The sequence below is a fragment of the Paenibacillus sp. YIM B09110 genome (genome assembly GCF_037167145.1).
In the GTDB taxonomy this organism is placed as follows: Bacteria; Bacillota; Bacilli; order Paenibacillales; family Paenibacillaceae; genus Pristimantibacillus.
In genome coordinates, this window is the sequence record NZ_JBANSP010000002.1 from 57,234 (window position 1) to 71,838 (window position 14,605).

A 14,605-nucleotide genomic window follows, 5' to 3' on the forward strand; every position below is an offset into this window, starting at 1 on the left:
GTGTTACACTATGGGCAGAGAAAGCTCATCCTTGCGTACAAGTCCTGATGGAATCTAAGGAGGAAATCGCGTGGAAAACTGCTCAATCATCTCGAAGCCTGCACTCAATTTGGTTGGAATCAGCTATAGCGGACCTTACTCGCAATTTCCTGACGAAGCGATTCGCTTGCAGACGGAATTTCTAGCAAGGAAACATGAATTGTACGGCGCGTCGAAGTCGCCGGTGCTCTACAGCCCGTATTACGGTAACGAAGTATTCGTAACGTATTGGGCATGCTATGAGGTTTCACATATGGAAGAGCTCCCGCCTGGTATGGTCCAGATCACGATTCCGGCTATGCGATACGCAATGGCAGGCTGCTCCAACAAGCGAATCGGGGAAGGGTATGAGCAGCTTAATACGTGGATGAACGAGATGCGCATAGAGAAACATAACCACGCAGTGGCGCTTGAGCTCTTCTATATCGATGAACATCATGTAGAGGAAGAGCCTGTTGAGCTGCTTATCCCGCTTAAGGGCTAACATAATTATGGAAAATAGGGGCTTGCGGCGCACAGTGGCAAGCTTTTTTTGTTGCCTGAGGGCGGCAAGGAAGGAGACAATAAAATGAGTGAAGGAATAGAACTGTATATTGTTGACGCATTTACGAATGAACCGTTTAGAGGGAATCCGGCAGCGGTATGCTTATTGGATAAGGAGAAAGATGCAGGCTGGATGCAGCTCGTGGCGGCTGAGATGAACTTATCGGAGACAGCGTATGTAGTGGCTCCGGTTGCAGGGCAAAGCGATTATGGGCTTCGTTGGTTCACGCCGAAGGCGGAGGTTGACCTATGCGGTCACGCTACGCTTGCCGCAGCGTATCAGCTATGGCAGTCGGGACGGCTCGCTGGAGATGCAGAGGCGCGCTTTCAGACGAAAAGCGGATTATTGTCAGCCAGGCGCGAAGGAGAATGGATCGTGATGGACTTTCCGGCAGAGCCGCCAGTGGCGGAGGAAGTGCCGGAGGAGCTGGTTCAGGGGCTTGGTCTTATCCCGAGGTTCGCAGGTCGAAACCGCATGGATTATTTCATTGAGGTGGACTCAGAGGAGACAGTGCGGACATTGAAGCCGGATTTTGCGATGATAGCGAGATTGCAAGCACGAGGCGTAATTGTGACGAGCCGGGCGGCCGCAGGCACCGGTTATGATTTTGTGTCGCGAGCTTTCTATCCGGCAGTTGGGGTTAACGAAGATCCAGTAACCGGTTCGGCACATTGCGCGCTAGCTCCTTACTGGGTGAAGCGCCTTAAGAAAGACGAGCTGGTGGGCTATCAGGCGTCGGAACGAGGCGGTATCGTGCGAGTGAAGCATAATGGTGATCGCGTCATATTAGAAGGTCAAGCTGTAACCGTACTGAATGGACGATTAGGGGGAGCATAACAATGATGGGTATGAAGCTGACGAAGGAAAATAAGCAGCAATTAGTAAATGAATTGCAGGGCTACTTCGAACTAGAGCGTTCCGAGGAAATAGGCACGCTCGCTGCAGAGCAATTGCTCGACTTTATGATCGAGCAGCTCGGTCCATTCCTGTACAATCACGCGATGAGCGATGCGCGCAAAACCGTATTGGAACGGATGCAGTCACTAGAAGACGAGCTGTACGCACTAGAGAAGCCCGTTTTAGGCGGCAAACGATAAGCGCAACAACACACTTCATTTGAGATGAGCTGCTCGAAGAGGCGTGAACCTGTGACACAGACGATACTCGAGATCGCTGTTGCAGGTTCACGTCTCTTTGCGTTCTAATGCGACACTATCTCTCTTGCTCAGGGAATTCAGAGAAGGACTTCATGTAAGAACTCCTTTTGCTTCAATCTCCCATCTACTCAGGATAGAAGGGATTAGAACAGCTCAAATTGCCGCCGTAACGGTAAGGGACTGCGTACAAGTACCAATAACAGATATGAGTATAGTGACTCCTGAGTTGCAGGGATAGTGGAGCAAAGTGGAAAAAGAGAGTTAGGGCAGGTGCAGGAACAGCGGGAGGAGCAGGAGAAGAGCGACAGGTGAAAAAATGAAAAGACACCCGCGCGCTACCGACATGTATCAGTCGGTAGGCAGGGGTGTCAGCTTGTTAGACTGTTTTTTTGGCGGACGAGATGGCTTTGAACATCGTTATTTTGTTTTTGCCGGTCGACTTGGAATGGTACATCGCTTCGTCGGCTTGCTTGACAAGCTCTTGCACTTCCTTGCCTTCCTTATTCGTGCTGACGCCAACGCTGATGGTAACCATGGTTTCCTGCTCGACGCGTCTGCGGATCGCTTCCGCAACGATCTCTGGTTTGACTTTGTCAGCGGTCATGCAAGCGAGCAGTTCTTCGCCGCCATATCGTCCGGCTGAGCCGATGCCGCTCGTTTCTTCCTTAAGGATCTCGGCTACTTGCTTCAATACGCCGTCTGCCTTGTGATGGCCATGCGTATCATTCAGCTTCTTGAAGTTGTCGATATCGCAGAAGATAATAGCCATCGGCCGATTCTGAGCGAGCAGCTTCTGCGCTCTGGCCGAGAAGTGGCGCCGGTTGTAAAGACCGGTCAGACCGTCTACAACAGAGGATTGATAGGTCGAGATAAGCCGATCAATAACCCAATCAAAGAGCAATAAAAATAATATCGTATAATAGATAATCGGCAGCAGATGGCTGAGCAGAATGAGCCATGACAACGAGCCTTGGAATAAATAATTGTCAGCAAGCCGGGAAAGCTCATAGATGAAAAAAACAATTAGGCTTGCGTTATACTTCGCATTCATCTCGGCTCCGCGCGTATCAAGCAGAATAATGAATGTCACGATAACGGCATAGAAATCAAGCGCCGGAAAGGTCAGTATCGAGCCGGCCGGAACTGCCCCTGGCGTGAACGGATTAATTGCGTACTGAACGCCTGCTATGACGATCGTCAACATAATCATAATTATGAAAGGAATTACTTTAAGCTGAGCGGAACGATGAGTATATAATTTCATGAAAACAAAGTTTATAATAATAAATGAAATGATTTGCAGCACTGTCGCGGTTAAATAGACCCATGGCGATAACGACCAACCGGGATATGCGAGCAGAATGAGCAATACTTGCTCGGCTATGATGAGCGGAATTGCGCTTGTGAGCCACTTATAGATCCCTTTGTTGCGATAGCTGACGTAAAGCTTAATGGACATAAAGAGCATAAGAATAAGAATAATGATGACAGCCGCCGAAGAGAATAGCTGTCCGTTAGGTCCCGTAAGCCACTGAATAATTGTCATGTCTAAACCTCGTTATCAAGTAAGTTATGTACTAGCTTTACAGAAACATATGTTCTAATATATCATGTTTTACGGTGACGGAAAAGCTTTTTGGGCACATTGTCTGCCGAGCATAGACTGGTATGAAGCAGGAAGAAGGAGTGTGGGACACATGAATATATTGCAAGCTTTGTTTTTCCCCCCGGAACAGCCGGGTGGGGTGTCATCGATGGTCCCTTATATACAGGAAAGATTCATTAAGCTGGGCTGGCAGATGGAGTTGTTCTCGCTGCCTAAGCGCGTAAGAGGCAAAGGGCAAGAGGAAGTTGTTTTCCAAACGTTCGATTGGACGGAATTCAGCGGTAATGCAATGGTCGACAAATACATTCAAACGTATCGCGATTACGTATGGTGGACACGGCTACGTCTCAATCGCTCGTTTGATATTATACATGCGCATCATCCGATCGCAGCTCTCGTCATGAAGCAGTTGTTCCCGGATACACCGGTTGCGATGACGATTCACTCGAGTTATGAGCGCGAGCTCATTTTGAATGGGAGAATTGAAGAGGGCGGACCGGAGCATCAATTCTTAATGAAAATCTATGGGGAATTGGAAGCGAAGACGGATCAGCTGTTGACCGTATCGGAGTCGTTCCGTTCCTATATTGCGCCGCAAGTTAAACACCCTGAGGCTATAAAAGTGATACCAAACGGCTTCGATGAGAAACGATTCAGGCCGAGCGCGCACGAAAACGAAGTGACGCAGCTGATTACCGTTTGCAGGCTCGTGCCGGCAAAGGGACTTGATATTTTGTTGAAGGCTTGTGCCGAGCTAAAGCGCAGAGGAAATCCTTTCGTACTTCATATTATCGGCGACGGACCGATTCGCGAGGAGCTGGAGGCGCTCGCGGTGGAGCTGGACTTGTACGACGATATTATTTTTTACGGCTATATGCTTCATCCGGAGGAGTTCATGCCGTTCTTTGATGTATTCGTTCTGCCGTCAAGGGCGGAGGCGTTCGGTTCTGTATTCGCAGAAGCAGCCTTGTGCTGGCTGGCATTAGTCGGAACGAATGTCGGAGGTATCGCCGAACAAATCGATGACGGCGTCAACGGGCTGCTCGTACCGCCGGAAGATCCGCTGGCACTCGCCGATGCGCTGGAGAAGGTCGTGACAGATCCTACTTACCGCTATAACCTAGCGCGTGCCGGCTGGGACAAAGCTAAAAAAGTATACTCTCTGCAACGGGTCATTTCACAGCTCAAGAAAGTTTATACAAACCTGAAGCCGGAGTAAAACAGCTCGGCTAATATAGATACAGAGGCGGGGATTGAGTTCATGGCAGTACCGTTTCGATTCATTCATGCAGCGGATTTGCACTTGGACAGTCCGTTCAAAGGTTTGGCCAAAGCGCCGGAAGCGCTTCGGGAACGGCTAACCGAATCGACCTTCGCAGCTATGCGCCAGTTAACGGATACGGCAGTTGCCGAGAAGGTCGATTTTATCGTGCTGGCAGGCGATTTGTTCGATGCGACTGATCGCTCACTTCGCGCACAGCTGCGGCTTGTACGCGAATGGGAGCGACTTGCCGCTCATGGCATCGCCGTATTCGTTATTCATGGCAATCATGATCCGCTTAGCGGGGCAAGGGCAGAGCTTAAGCTGCCCTCGAATGTACATATATTTGGCGCAGATCATATCGAGCATAAGCCGGCTTACCGAAGAGATGGTGAGCTGGCTGCTTTTGTTTACGGTATTTCTTACGGATCCCGAAGCGTAACGGAAAACTTAGCAATTCGTTACCGGTCAATGCCAGGAGCTGGGTTCCACATCGCGATGCTGCACGGCAACGTAGGCGGAGATAACGGACATGATCCCTACGCGCCTTGTTCATTGGACGAGCTTGCGAGTAATGCAGGCTTCCATTACTGGGCGCTGGGACATATTCATCACCGCAAAGTGCTTCATGAATACCCGCATGTCGTCTATCCGGGCAATACTCAGGGCAGAAACCCGCGGGAGACCGGTCAGAAGGGCTGCTATCTCGTGGATGTAACGGCAGCGGGAGCGGTAGAGCTTAGATTCACGCCGCTCGACGATGTGCGTTGGCTGGACGAGCAAGTATCAATTGCCGGCATCCAATCGGAGCATGAGCTGCTGCAGCAGCTTGAAGCGACGATGACTAGGCTTGGTTTGGATGCGGAAGGGCGCTCTGCAATGATTCGATTGGAGCTTACAGGGCGAGGTCCGATTCATAGACAAATATCAGAACCGCAGGCGATAACTGCGCTGCTGGGACAGCTTCAGGAGCTAAGCGAGGAAAGCGGCGATCGAATGATATGGGTATATGAACTCGACAATATGACTGCCTCCGAGCTTGATTGGACGAAGATTGCAGAGGAGGACAGCTTCGCCGGTGAGCTGTGCCGATTAAGCACTGAGCTTGCGTCTAGCGACGAGAGTTGGCGTTCATTCGCGAAAGATGCTGTTCAGGTGATGGCAGGAAATCAGAAGTTAGCCAAGCTGCTGCGAAGCAAGTGGGAAGAGCTGCCTGAGCGATGGCTGGAGCGCTCGCGTGAGCATGTGATTGGACTTATTGCGGAAGAGGAGCGCGGGAATGGATAGGAGCTGAGCGCTTCGGCGGGGCTGAAGGCAGATCAGCTAGAGGGGGAATAACAATGAGGCTTGTGGAGGCTGAGATCGATGGGTTCGGCCAATTGCATGACGCAAAGGTCGATCTAGATGCTCCCGTTACCATTTTATATGGACCGAACGAAGCTGGCAAAAGCACCGTATTCGGATTCATCCGGACGATGCTGTACGGCTTCGCGAACCGAGGCTCGGCACAGGCTCCCGAGCGGCAGGAGCCGGTGAACGGCGGTCGACATGGCGGCCGTCTGTTCTGGCGCGACGGGACGGGCAGCTCTTATGTCATTCAGCGCTATGCGACGGACGGTTCAGGGAAGCTGTCGCTGCGAGAGCTTGATGCGGAAGCTGGCAGCAACAGCGGGCTAGTAGAAGGCGTGATGTTGCAGCAAGCGGAGCTAGAGCGACGTTATTTGGGCGGTATCGGTGAACGAATGTATCGACAGTTGTTCGCCGTGACCTTATCGGAGCTGCAGCAGGTCGGAGCTTTGTCCGGCGAGGAGCTTGGTCAATATTTGTATCAAGCGGGCTGGGATAACGGCAAGTCAATCGCTGCGGCCGAGAAAAAGCTGCGGGATGAGATGGAGGAGCTGTTCAAGCCTAAGGGATCGACGAAATCGATGAACAAGCAGCTTAAGGAGCTGGAGCAGATCGAAGCTGCGCTGCGCAAGCATGAGGATTCAATCGATGCATACAACTCGCTCGTTCACCAGTCGGAGAGGTTGGAGGAGGATATCGCAGAGCGGGATCAAGCGCTTCCTCGGCTGGCGTCCAAGCAGCAATTGCTTGCGAAAGCTTGCTCTTCAAGGGCGGGTTGGCTGCAGAAGCAGAAGCTGCTCATGGAGCGTGAGCGGTACGCGTATGCAGCACGGATAAACACCGAGTCGGAACGCAGTTGGCGTGAGTCATCGCGCCTGCGAACCGAGCATCTATCCGAACTGGAGCGCTACAAGCAGCAATTGTATTTGACGGAAAAGCAGCTTGAAGCGATCGAATATGATCAAGCGTTGATTAATACCGCTGATGAAACGGAAGCGATGGTGCAGTCGGCGGAAGGCTATCGACTGCTTAAGCTGGAGCTGGCCGAGCTGCGAGCTGAGCTGCTATCGCAAGATGAAGCGATAGGCGGGCTGCTGGGCAGCATCGCGCCGGAGTGGACGGAGCGCCAGCTGCGCGAGCTCCGCGTGACGGTTGCCGACCGCGATTATATTCGCGGCCTGCGTCAGCAGGAGGAAGAACGTATGCGCGGCGAGGAGCGGATCGCCGCGGAGCATGAAGCGCTGAAGCGGCAAGAGCGCGAGGTGGAGAGCGCGCTCGGCGAAGCGGAGGCGGCGCTCGAACGCGCGGCCGCGGATGGCGAGCGGGCGGCCGGCGGCTTCGCGCTCTTGCCGCGTACGCGGGAAGCGCTGCGAGGGGCGTGGAACGCCCTGGACTTGGCTTTCCGCGAGTGGGAGCTCGAGCGGACGCGTCTTGCCGCAGCCGCTGCGGCCGACGGGATAGACCCGTCGGCTTTGCGCGGCGAGGCAGCGGGCCGGGGCGGAGCCGGGCCCGTATGGGCTGGAGCGGCAGGAGCAGGCGGAGCTGCGGTGGCGCTTGGCATTGCCGCAGCAGCAAGCGGTGCTGAAGGCGGCAGCGGGTTTGGTTGGATTGCCGCAATCGTGCTGGCAGTCGTCGCACTCATGCTCATGGTCCTGGCATTGGGGAGAAGTCAGAAGACGAATGACAGGCGTTCACGCAGCGGCGGTCGCAGCGCAGGAACATCCGGTCGATACCCGAATGACTCGTTTCTTCGAGATCGGGAGCAGCAGCTCGTAACTGCGCTTTCTGCTGTGGTCCGTGAACCTGAGCACGCGGCGGCAGCTCTGTTATCCTCCTCGAGCCAGGCAGAGGGTCGATCGGCAGAGCAGACATTGGCTGCCGAACGGTTGCGCAGCGGATTGCATGCCGCTGTTGAAGCAAGGCTGGAGCGCCTTCAGGCAACGGAGCGGCTGGAAAGCAATAAGGGCGAACAAGCGCGTAAGCTCGCCCGCTTGCGCGAGCAATTAAACGAACGCAGCGAGGCAGCCGCCTCAGCTGCATTAACGAAGCAATCAGCCGTTGCCGAGTGGCGCGGCTGGCTGGAGGTACGGGCGCTGCCGCCGCATATGTCGCAGACAGCGGCGCTCGAAGCGATCGAGCTTGCCGAGCAAGCGATGCAGCGGCTGCGCCAATATGACAAGCTGACGGCGAAGCAAGCCGCCGTCACACAGCAGCTCGCCGCTTTCGAGGCGCAAGCGGCCAAGCTCTGCGCAGCGTTCGCTGACGCAGCAGGGCAACTGCCGGCAGATCCGGCGCTCGGCCTGCGACTGCTGCAGGCCGAGACGCGCCGTCATGCCGCCGCCAAGGAACAGGCGCTTCGCGCCCGGCAGCAGCAAGACGAGCTGCTGCATAACATAGCTCGCATCGAATCCTCGCTCGCCGAGCTTCGTCCGCTCATGCAAGCTTTGCTGCATGAAGCGGACCTACCAAGCGAAGCAGCGTACGAAGAAGCGCTGCTTCATCTCAGCACGCTCGCCGACCTCGAGCTCGCGCTGAACAAGCTGCAGCTCGAGCTGACAGCCGGTCTCAGCGAGCAGCGGCTGGCAGAGCTTGAAGAGCTGCTTCACAGCTATGACGAGGAGCAGCTGCGCGCGCTCCATGACGAAGCGGTGCATGAGCTTGCGAAGCTCGAAGCCGAGCAGAAGGACCAGCTGGAGCAAAAAGGGAGGCTGCGTCAATCGATCGATCAGCTGCTGCAGACGAAGGAGCGTCAGCGGTTGGTGGCCGACAGAGAGCTGCTCTTAGCGCAGCTGGATGGCGATGCCGAGCGGTATGCAATGCTTGCCGTAAGCGCGGCCTTGATTAGCCGGACGAAACGCATCTATGAGGAGGAACGTCAGCCCGTCGTGCTGCGTCATGCCTCAAGCCTGATCGAGACGCTCACGGACGGTAAATATATAAGGGTGCTGAGCCATCCTGGAGCGACGGCGATAAGACTGGAGACGGCCGATCGCCGTATTATTGACAGCAACCTGCTAAGCCGCGGTACGGCTGAGCTAGTCTACTTAGCGATGCGCTTTGCTTTAGCGGAGGAAGCTTCGCATCATATGAAGCTACCGCTGCTGCTTGACGATGTGTTCGTCAACTTCGATAAGGATCGGCTGCGCGCCGCAGCTAAGCTTATTGCCGAGCTGTCACAGCAAAGGCAGGTCATCGTCATGACCTGCCATGAGCATGTGCGCGATGCGCTGCTAGAATACGGCAGCGCTGCTTCGCTTGTAGAGCTAAGCTCTGTTGCTAATTAATCGCCAACACTGACTAATATCAAGCTTGAGCTTGCCTGCGAATGATGAGAAGCAGCCAACCGAGACTGATTAAGCCGAATATCGGATAGAGCGTCGACAACAGCGTGCCGAAGCCGATCTGACTGGCGACATAACAGATGGCGAGGACGATAATCGTCAGCGCGCCGCGAGTCCATTTCATCCGTTCCTGCAGTTGAAGCGTCAGGCCATAGATATCCGCAATAAGCGTCGTGAAAATCTCGGCAAAAATAAGAAAAACATAAATAAATTGAACGCTGCTTCCAAGCTGTCTCGCTATGCCGCCCATTGGTATAGCGAATTGCTGGATGCCGGGCATATGGACCGATAAGGCGATATGTCCGGCCAGAAGCATAAAGCCGATCCCGATCCCGCCGACCCAAGAACCGGCAATAATCGTCTTCCGATCTTTCACTTCTGCCCCCAGCGGCACGAGAACGGCTTGGGACATCGTTAGGTTGAACGCGGCATACAAGAAGGGCGCCGACCATGCGGCCCACGGGGAATAATCGCTTTCCAGCGTAAGGAACTTGTCCGCACCGGGAGAGCGGAACGTATCGAACATAACGAATACCGTGAAGATGAGCATAAGCGGAACGACGATGGAGTTAACCGTCAGGATCGCTTTCATCCCTTTGCGCAGCAGGAAATAACAAGCGACGGCCGTAATGAGCAGGCCTGACTGGTAGGAAATGTTCCAATGCTCATAAAAGATGGTACCGGCTCCGGCGAGCATGACGGCGGTGACGCCCATGAGGACGACGAGCATGAAGTGGCTGATCCATCGACCGTATTTGTCGCCAAACAACGCCTTATTAAGATCCTCATACGATTTGGCGTTTATTTCGCTTGCGATCAGCATCATTTTCGCGCCGAGCCAGATGAAGAGCATCGTCGCAATCGCAATCGTGAACGTGCCGTAATAGCCGAAGCGGGTGAAAAACTGCAATATTTCTTGACCGGATGCAAAGCCTGCTCCTACAATCGTACCTACATAGGTTGAAGCGATTTGCAGTACTTTGCCTGTACGCTTCCACATCGTCTACCTTCCTCCAATCGGCAACAAACTTTCTCTATTAAGAAGTTATGTCACAGGGAGGACAGGCATGACATATTTGCTAGAAAGGAACTGCAATCATGACCATGGCAATTGCTATAGCCGTATTTATAGCGGCACTCATCCTTATTTTGATTAAGCCAAAAGGAATTAACGAAGCATTTTTCGCGCTTGCGGGCGCTATCCTGCTCTTCATTGCAGGCTTATTGAAGCTAGAGGATGCTTCTTATATTTGGGGTTTCGTATGGAATGCGACGTTCTCGTTAATCGGTATTATGATTTTCACGGCATTACTTGATCAGAACGGCTTCTTCCGATGGGCTGCGCTTCATATCGTTCACCGTCTTCATCATCGCAAAATTGTATTATTCGTTTGTCTTTCCCTATTGGCGGCGCTGATTACGATATTCTTCAACAACGACGGTACGATCCTTATTATGGTGCCGATCGTACTCGAAGTGACGGCGCTGCTGCGTCTTACGCGCGGAGGCAGGCTTGCTTATTTGCTCGGAATCGGGTTAATGGCCGATACGGCAAGCGCTCCGCTCATGATGAGCAATCTGACGAATATATTAACGGCTGATTTCTTCAATATTCCTTTTGGAGAGTATGCATCGAGAATGCTGCTGCCGGGTGCGCTCGCTATAGCGGCTACCATAGGCGTCACGGCGTTTATCCTGCGTAAGGGAATTGTAGGGGGAGAAGGGGATCATCTGACATCAGATACATTTCCGAAGCCAGCGTCTGCTATTGGCGACAAAAGAGTGTTTAGGCTGTCGTGGGTCATCATCGTTCTGATGATGATCGGTTATTTAGGCTCGGAGAGACTAGGTGTACCTGTTGCGGCAATTGCGCTTGGCTGCGCAGCAGTCCAATGGGCTGCCTCGGCCGCAGCGGGACGGGCTCCATTCAAGCAAACGGTGCTGCAAGCGCCTTGGCTTATTATTGTATTTGCATTGTCGATGAATTTGGTCGTATACAGTCTTCATGTGCACGGCGCAGTCGCTTGGTTTCCTTCGTTGCTGACGCTGGCGGCGGAACAGCATGAATGGGTCGGTATTTACGGATCAGGGCTCATCTTCGCCTTGCTGGCTTCTGCGATTAATAACTTGCCGGCTGTGCTCATCTCGTCGCTTGCTATTGAAGGCGTGAACGGACCTGACTACTTGCCTTATGCAAGCTTGATCGGCACGTCCGTCGGCGCTAAGCTGACGCCAATTGGCTCACTCGCCACATTGCTCTGGATGCAGCTTGTGAGACGGGGAGGCGTCGAGGTCGGATGGAAGGAGTATACCAAATACGGTATCGTCCTAACGCTGCCTATTTTGCTAATTTCATTGCTTGGTTTATGTATTCAAAGCTGGTCTTAGTTGTCTGCAGCAACAAGCAGCTTAATGGAAACGATGCCGTTCAGCATAGGATCGATGTCAATCTTCAGCAATGCTCCATCCGCTTCGTATGTGAGCAAGTATTCGGTCTGAGTGGAGGGCTTGCCTAGATGCGAAATAGCTGTGTCCGGCTTGTCGCCAACTGCAAGTCCGCTAAGCCCTGCTGGTATGTGGCTGCTGAACACCTCAATATACTGCACAGAATGAGACCCGTTAATACCTACAGCGAACCCTTCATACTCATTGACGGTGACCGAGTCTTCTCCTTCTTCAAGGATGTAGCTGTCCATCGGCTCTCCGAATAAATGGGTCATCTCGGCATCGGAATCACCTATGCCTATTCCGATCAGCTTCGGATTTGATGAGTTCCAGTTCTGCCCCTCGCTCTCCGTCTTCACGATAGCCTTATCGGGCTCGTCACTATGGAGGGCAGACGCCTCGCCGGGAGTAAGGCTTTCTTTGCCTGCGCTGCCTGGGCTTGGCCCATCGGACGAAACCTGACCATGTTCATCCTCCAGATACGTCTTCTGTGGGCTGTTCGCGTTATTATCTTCTTGAAGCGGCTGCACATCCGCTAATTCAGAGACAGGTGGTGATGACGGCTCAGCCTGGCTTTGACAACCAGCGATAAGGAAAGCGAATACGGCTGCAGCAGCTAGCTTCGCAAGTACAGGTGTTTCTACTCTAGGAGGTCTCATGGCACTCATTCCTTTCTATCTACATGAATAAGACGCTCAAAAATAGGAAAAAGTTTCTCTTTTTACCCACCTTTTTGGAATATTTCCCTCATGAAGATAGCAAAATCGATAGGTTTACTATGTAACCTGCCATGAAGGTTGCACTATCCGCCTGACCTATGTTACGTTATCGAAAAGGGATTTTTGGCGGAGGGAAATAAGATGGAACGATTGAAACAACGTATATTGGAAGAGTCGTCGGTGTTGTCGAACGATGTGCTGCGGATGGACGCACTCATTAATCATCAGGTGGATCCGGCGCTTACGATGGAGATGGGACAGGAATTCGCAAGAAGATTTGCGGAAGAGGAGATCACGAAGGTTATTACTATTGAATCGTCCGGCATTCCGGCTGCTTTTGCTACGGCGCATGTGCTCGGCGTTCCGCTCGTATTCGCTAGGCGCAAGAAGACACTGATCGCCGATCCGGATGCCTATACCGAACGTGTGCCTTCTTTCACGAAAGGCATCGTTACAGATATTATGGTGTCGAAGCAATTTCTGACCAAAGAGGATAAGGTGCTGTTCATCGATGATATTATAGCGAACGGCGATGCGGCACGCGGTCTTATCAAAATTATCGAACGCTCGGGAGCGACGTTGGTCGGCTTCGGAATCGTAGTCGAGAAATCGTTCCAATCAGGCGGAAAATCGCTCAGAGAGCAAGGCATCAGAGTCGAGCCGCTCGTACAAATTTCATCGCTGGACAATGGTGAAATCAAGTTCGAGTAAGATGTTCCAGCGAATGCGCTCTTTCGCGATAAAGCAAAATGGCTTATAATGATACAGAAGCGACCTGAGGGGAGGCACATGCTATGGGGGAAATGTCTACTGATTTTATGAATGCGAAGTTGAACGACGCAAAAATTCATTTTGAGCGTGCTTTGGATTGCAAACATACCGAATTTGACGATTTATATCCTTATATGATTGAGCATCCGCAATTTTTCTGGTACAAAAGATATGTGGCTTGGTCGGAGCTGCTGACGATCGTAAAGCTGTCCGATGAGCTGTCTATTGAATGGCGCGGTCAATTCACTGACAAACAGGCAGAATATATTGCCAAGCGTGTCATGTCCTCGCGCGTGCTCGACGAATGGTATGAAACGAATGATTCCAAGGAGCATGTTGGTTAAAGCTTAATGAGACTCGCATATAATAACCCGCAACAAAAAGAGAACCTCAAGGAGTGCTGAGCGCATTCGTTGAGGTTTTTCCAAATAAAGTGATGTCGGCCTATTAGGGCCTATCGAATTGGAGGAATTACCTTGATTAGCGAAGAACAGCTTAATCAATATCGTCTAAGCGGCGAGAAAGTTCGCGTCGTACGCGATGAGCTTGAGATGAATGATGTCGTCGGAATTGTTGTGGCTTGGGATGACTCATCCGTTGTCGTGCGCCGTCAGAATCGACGTGTCGTGAAGCTGAGCCGTATATACAGCATCGCCCTTGCGACGGAAGAGAGACCTGCGCCATATACAGCTACATAGATGAAACGTTGTAAAAGGCTGTGCGTATGCTGAGTATGAGACATAGCAAGTTCTGATCGATTGTTAAAGGAGAGAATGACGGATGAAATGTCCCGTTTGTAATGATGTAAGAATGCGCGAGGTTGTGAAGGACAATGTGCTGATCGATGTATGTCCAGACTGCAAAGGCGTATGGCTTGACCGCGGCGAGCTCGATAAGCTCATGCAGGGCGTCAAGGATATGAAGCAGGAGGTTGAGCGGCTCGAGCAATATTCATCGGGCGCAGGCGCGTTCGGCGGATCATCCGCAATTCCTGCACAACCGATAAGCGGTCCTGCTCCAGGATCATGGGCAGCCAATAACCCGAGCCCCAATCCGCCCATTAACAATAATCAGCCGCAAGGGCAAGGAACGCCAAGTTTCCCTCAAGTAAGCAGCGGCAATCCATTCGTAACGCCGTCTCAGCAGGGCCAGCCTATACCACCTCAGCAAGGCGGATATAACAATCAGCCTAACTATAGCAATCCAGGCAACCCGCAGGTGACACCAATGAACAATTACGGCAGTTCCCAACCTCAAGTGTTCGGCGGCGGGCAACAGCCTCCGTTCGGGCAGCAAGGCTACAATAACCATAATCACAACCATAATTTTAATCATGGCGGCTATGACAAGCATGGCTATGACAAATACGGTTACA

Annotated in this window: 13 protein-coding genes and 1 pseudogene; 11 read left to right on the forward strand and 3 right to left on the reverse strand. The window is 52.5% G+C overall.

Annotated features, from left to right (window positions below; genetic code table 11):
* Nucleotides 1-70 precede the first annotated feature (70 nt).
* From V8F51_RS02575 to V8F51_RS02585, 3 genes are all read left to right on the forward strand, one after another.
* Nucleotides 71-523, forward strand: coding sequence for a GyrI-like domain-containing protein (locus V8F51_RS02575; protein WP_337098489.1), 453 nt, complete (start codon nucleotides 71-73; stop codon nucleotides 521-523).
* 84 nt (nucleotides 524-607) lie between these two features.
* Nucleotides 608-1,420 (forward strand): PhzF family phenazine biosynthesis protein, encoded by an 813-nt coding sequence (locus tag V8F51_RS02580; RefSeq protein ID WP_337098490.1) that lies wholly within the window; start codon nucleotides 608-610, stop codon nucleotides 1,418-1,420.
* 2 nt (nucleotides 1,421-1,422) lie between these two features.
* The gene (locus tag V8F51_RS02585) at nucleotides 1,423-1,680 is read left to right on the forward strand and encodes a DUF2164 domain-containing protein (protein WP_337098491.1); all 258 of its coding nucleotides are present in this window, start codon (nucleotides 1,423-1,425) and stop codon (nucleotides 1,678-1,680) included.
* Between the two features lie 436 nt (nucleotides 1,681-2,116).
* Here V8F51_RS02585 and V8F51_RS02590 read toward each other — a convergent pair whose 3' ends face one another.
* Nucleotides 2,117-3,286, reverse strand: a complete 1,170-nt coding sequence (locus tag V8F51_RS02590; protein WP_337098492.1) for a GGDEF domain-containing protein — start codon at nucleotides 3,284-3,286, stop codon at nucleotides 2,117-2,119.
* Nucleotides 3,287-3,437: 151 nt separating this feature from the next.
* Here V8F51_RS02590 and V8F51_RS02595 point away from each other — a divergent pair, with 151 nt between their 5' ends.
* The 3 genes from V8F51_RS02595 to V8F51_RS02605 are packed head-to-tail and all read left to right on the forward strand — an operon-like array spanning nucleotide 3,438 to nucleotide 9,238.
* The gene (locus V8F51_RS02595) at nucleotides 3,438-4,565 is read left to right on the forward strand and encodes a glycosyltransferase family 4 protein (RefSeq protein WP_337098493.1); all 1,128 of its coding nucleotides are present in this window, start codon (nucleotides 3,438-3,440) and stop codon (nucleotides 4,563-4,565) included.
* Nucleotides 4,566-4,607: 42 nt separating this feature from the next.
* Nucleotides 4,608-5,894 (forward strand): metallophosphoesterase family protein, encoded by a 1,287-nt coding sequence (locus tag V8F51_RS02600; protein WP_337098494.1) that lies wholly within the window; start codon nucleotides 4,608-4,610, stop codon nucleotides 5,892-5,894.
* 53 nt (nucleotides 5,895-5,947) lie between these two features.
* Entirely contained in the window at nucleotides 5,948-9,238 is a 3,291-nt protein-coding gene (locus tag V8F51_RS02605) for an AAA family ATPase (protein ID WP_337098495.1), read from the forward strand.
* Between the two features lie 19 nt (nucleotides 9,239-9,257).
* Here V8F51_RS02605 and V8F51_RS02610 read toward each other — a convergent pair whose 3' ends face one another.
* A complete protein-coding gene (locus V8F51_RS02610) occupies nucleotides 9,258-10,295 on the reverse strand; it encodes a YkvI family membrane protein (protein WP_337098496.1) in 1,038 nt (345 codons plus the stop codon).
* Between the two features lie 98 nt (nucleotides 10,296-10,393).
* On the opposite strand from V8F51_RS02610, the gene V8F51_RS02615 reads away from it, so the two are divergent.
* On the forward strand, nucleotides 10,394-11,683 hold the full coding sequence (locus V8F51_RS02615; protein WP_337098497.1) for an ArsB/NhaD family transporter: 1,290 nt from the start codon (nucleotides 10,394-10,396) through the stop codon (nucleotides 11,681-11,683).
* Here V8F51_RS02615 and V8F51_RS02620 read toward each other — a convergent pair.
* Nucleotides 11,680-12,399: a hypothetical protein gene (locus V8F51_RS02620; RefSeq protein WP_337098498.1), complete on the reverse strand. Its 720-nt coding sequence runs from the start codon at nucleotides 12,397-12,399 to the stop codon at nucleotides 11,680-11,682. The two genes, V8F51_RS02615 and V8F51_RS02620, sit on opposite strands and share 4 nt — an antisense overlap.
* Before the next feature lie 201 nt (nucleotides 12,400-12,600).
* Between V8F51_RS02620 and V8F51_RS02625 the strand changes: the two genes are divergently transcribed.
* The 4 genes and pseudogenes from V8F51_RS02625 to V8F51_RS02640 form a co-directional block, all read left to right on the forward strand.
* A complete protein-coding gene (locus V8F51_RS02625; protein WP_337098499.1) occupies nucleotides 12,601-13,170 on the forward strand; it encodes a xanthine phosphoribosyltransferase in 570 nt (189 codons plus the stop codon).
* An 83-nt stretch (nucleotides 13,171-13,253) separates the two neighbouring features.
* Nucleotides 13,254-13,574 (forward strand): hypothetical protein, encoded by a 321-nt coding sequence (locus V8F51_RS02630; RefSeq protein WP_337098500.1) that lies wholly within the window; start codon nucleotides 13,254-13,256, stop codon nucleotides 13,572-13,574.
* 132 nt (nucleotides 13,575-13,706) lie between these two features.
* Complete coding sequence (locus V8F51_RS02635; protein WP_337098501.1) at nucleotides 13,707-13,928, forward strand: hypothetical protein; 222 nt, start codon at nucleotides 13,707-13,709, stop codon at nucleotides 13,926-13,928.
* Nucleotides 13,929-14,010: 82 nt separating this feature from the next.
* Nucleotides 14,011-14,166: pseudogene (locus V8F51_RS02640) on the forward strand (TFIIB-type zinc ribbon-containing protein); the annotation flags it as partial.
* Between the last annotated feature and the right edge of the window lie 439 nt (nucleotides 14,167-14,605).

Coding starts and splice junctions, on each gene's coding strand:
- V8F51_RS02595 (WP_337098493.1), top strand. CDS start 3,438: ATGAATATATTGCAAGCTTTGTTTTTCCCCCCGGAACAGCCGGGTGGG.
- V8F51_RS02630 (WP_337098500.1), top strand. CDS start 13,254: ATGGGGGAAATGTCTACTGATTTTATGAATGCGAAGTTGAACGACGCA.
- V8F51_RS02580 (WP_337098490.1), top strand. CDS start 608: ATGAGTGAAGGAATAGAACTGTATATTGTTGACGCATTTACGAATGAA.
- V8F51_RS02615 (WP_337098497.1), top strand. CDS start 10,394: ATGACCATGGCAATTGCTATAGCCGTATTTATAGCGGCACTCATCCTT.
- V8F51_RS02600 (WP_337098494.1), top strand. CDS start 4,608: ATGGCAGTACCGTTTCGATTCATTCATGCAGCGGATTTGCACTTGGAC.
- V8F51_RS02585 (WP_337098491.1), top strand. CDS start 1,423: ATGATGGGTATGAAGCTGACGAAGGAAAATAAGCAGCAATTAGTAAAT.
- V8F51_RS02590 (WP_337098492.1), bottom strand. CDS start 3,286: ATGACAATTATTCAGTGGCTTACGGGACCTAACGGACAGCTATTCTCT.
- V8F51_RS02625 (WP_337098499.1), top strand. CDS start 12,601: ATGGAACGATTGAAACAACGTATATTGGAAGAGTCGTCGGTGTTGTCG.
- V8F51_RS02605 (WP_337098495.1), top strand. CDS start 5,948: ATGAGGCTTGTGGAGGCTGAGATCGATGGGTTCGGCCAATTGCATGAC.
- V8F51_RS02620 (WP_337098498.1), bottom strand. CDS start 12,399: ATGAGACCTCCTAGAGTAGAAACACCTGTACTTGCGAAGCTAGCTGCT.
- V8F51_RS02610 (WP_337098496.1), bottom strand. CDS start 10,295: ATGTGGAAGCGTACAGGCAAAGTACTGCAAATCGCTTCAACCTATGTA.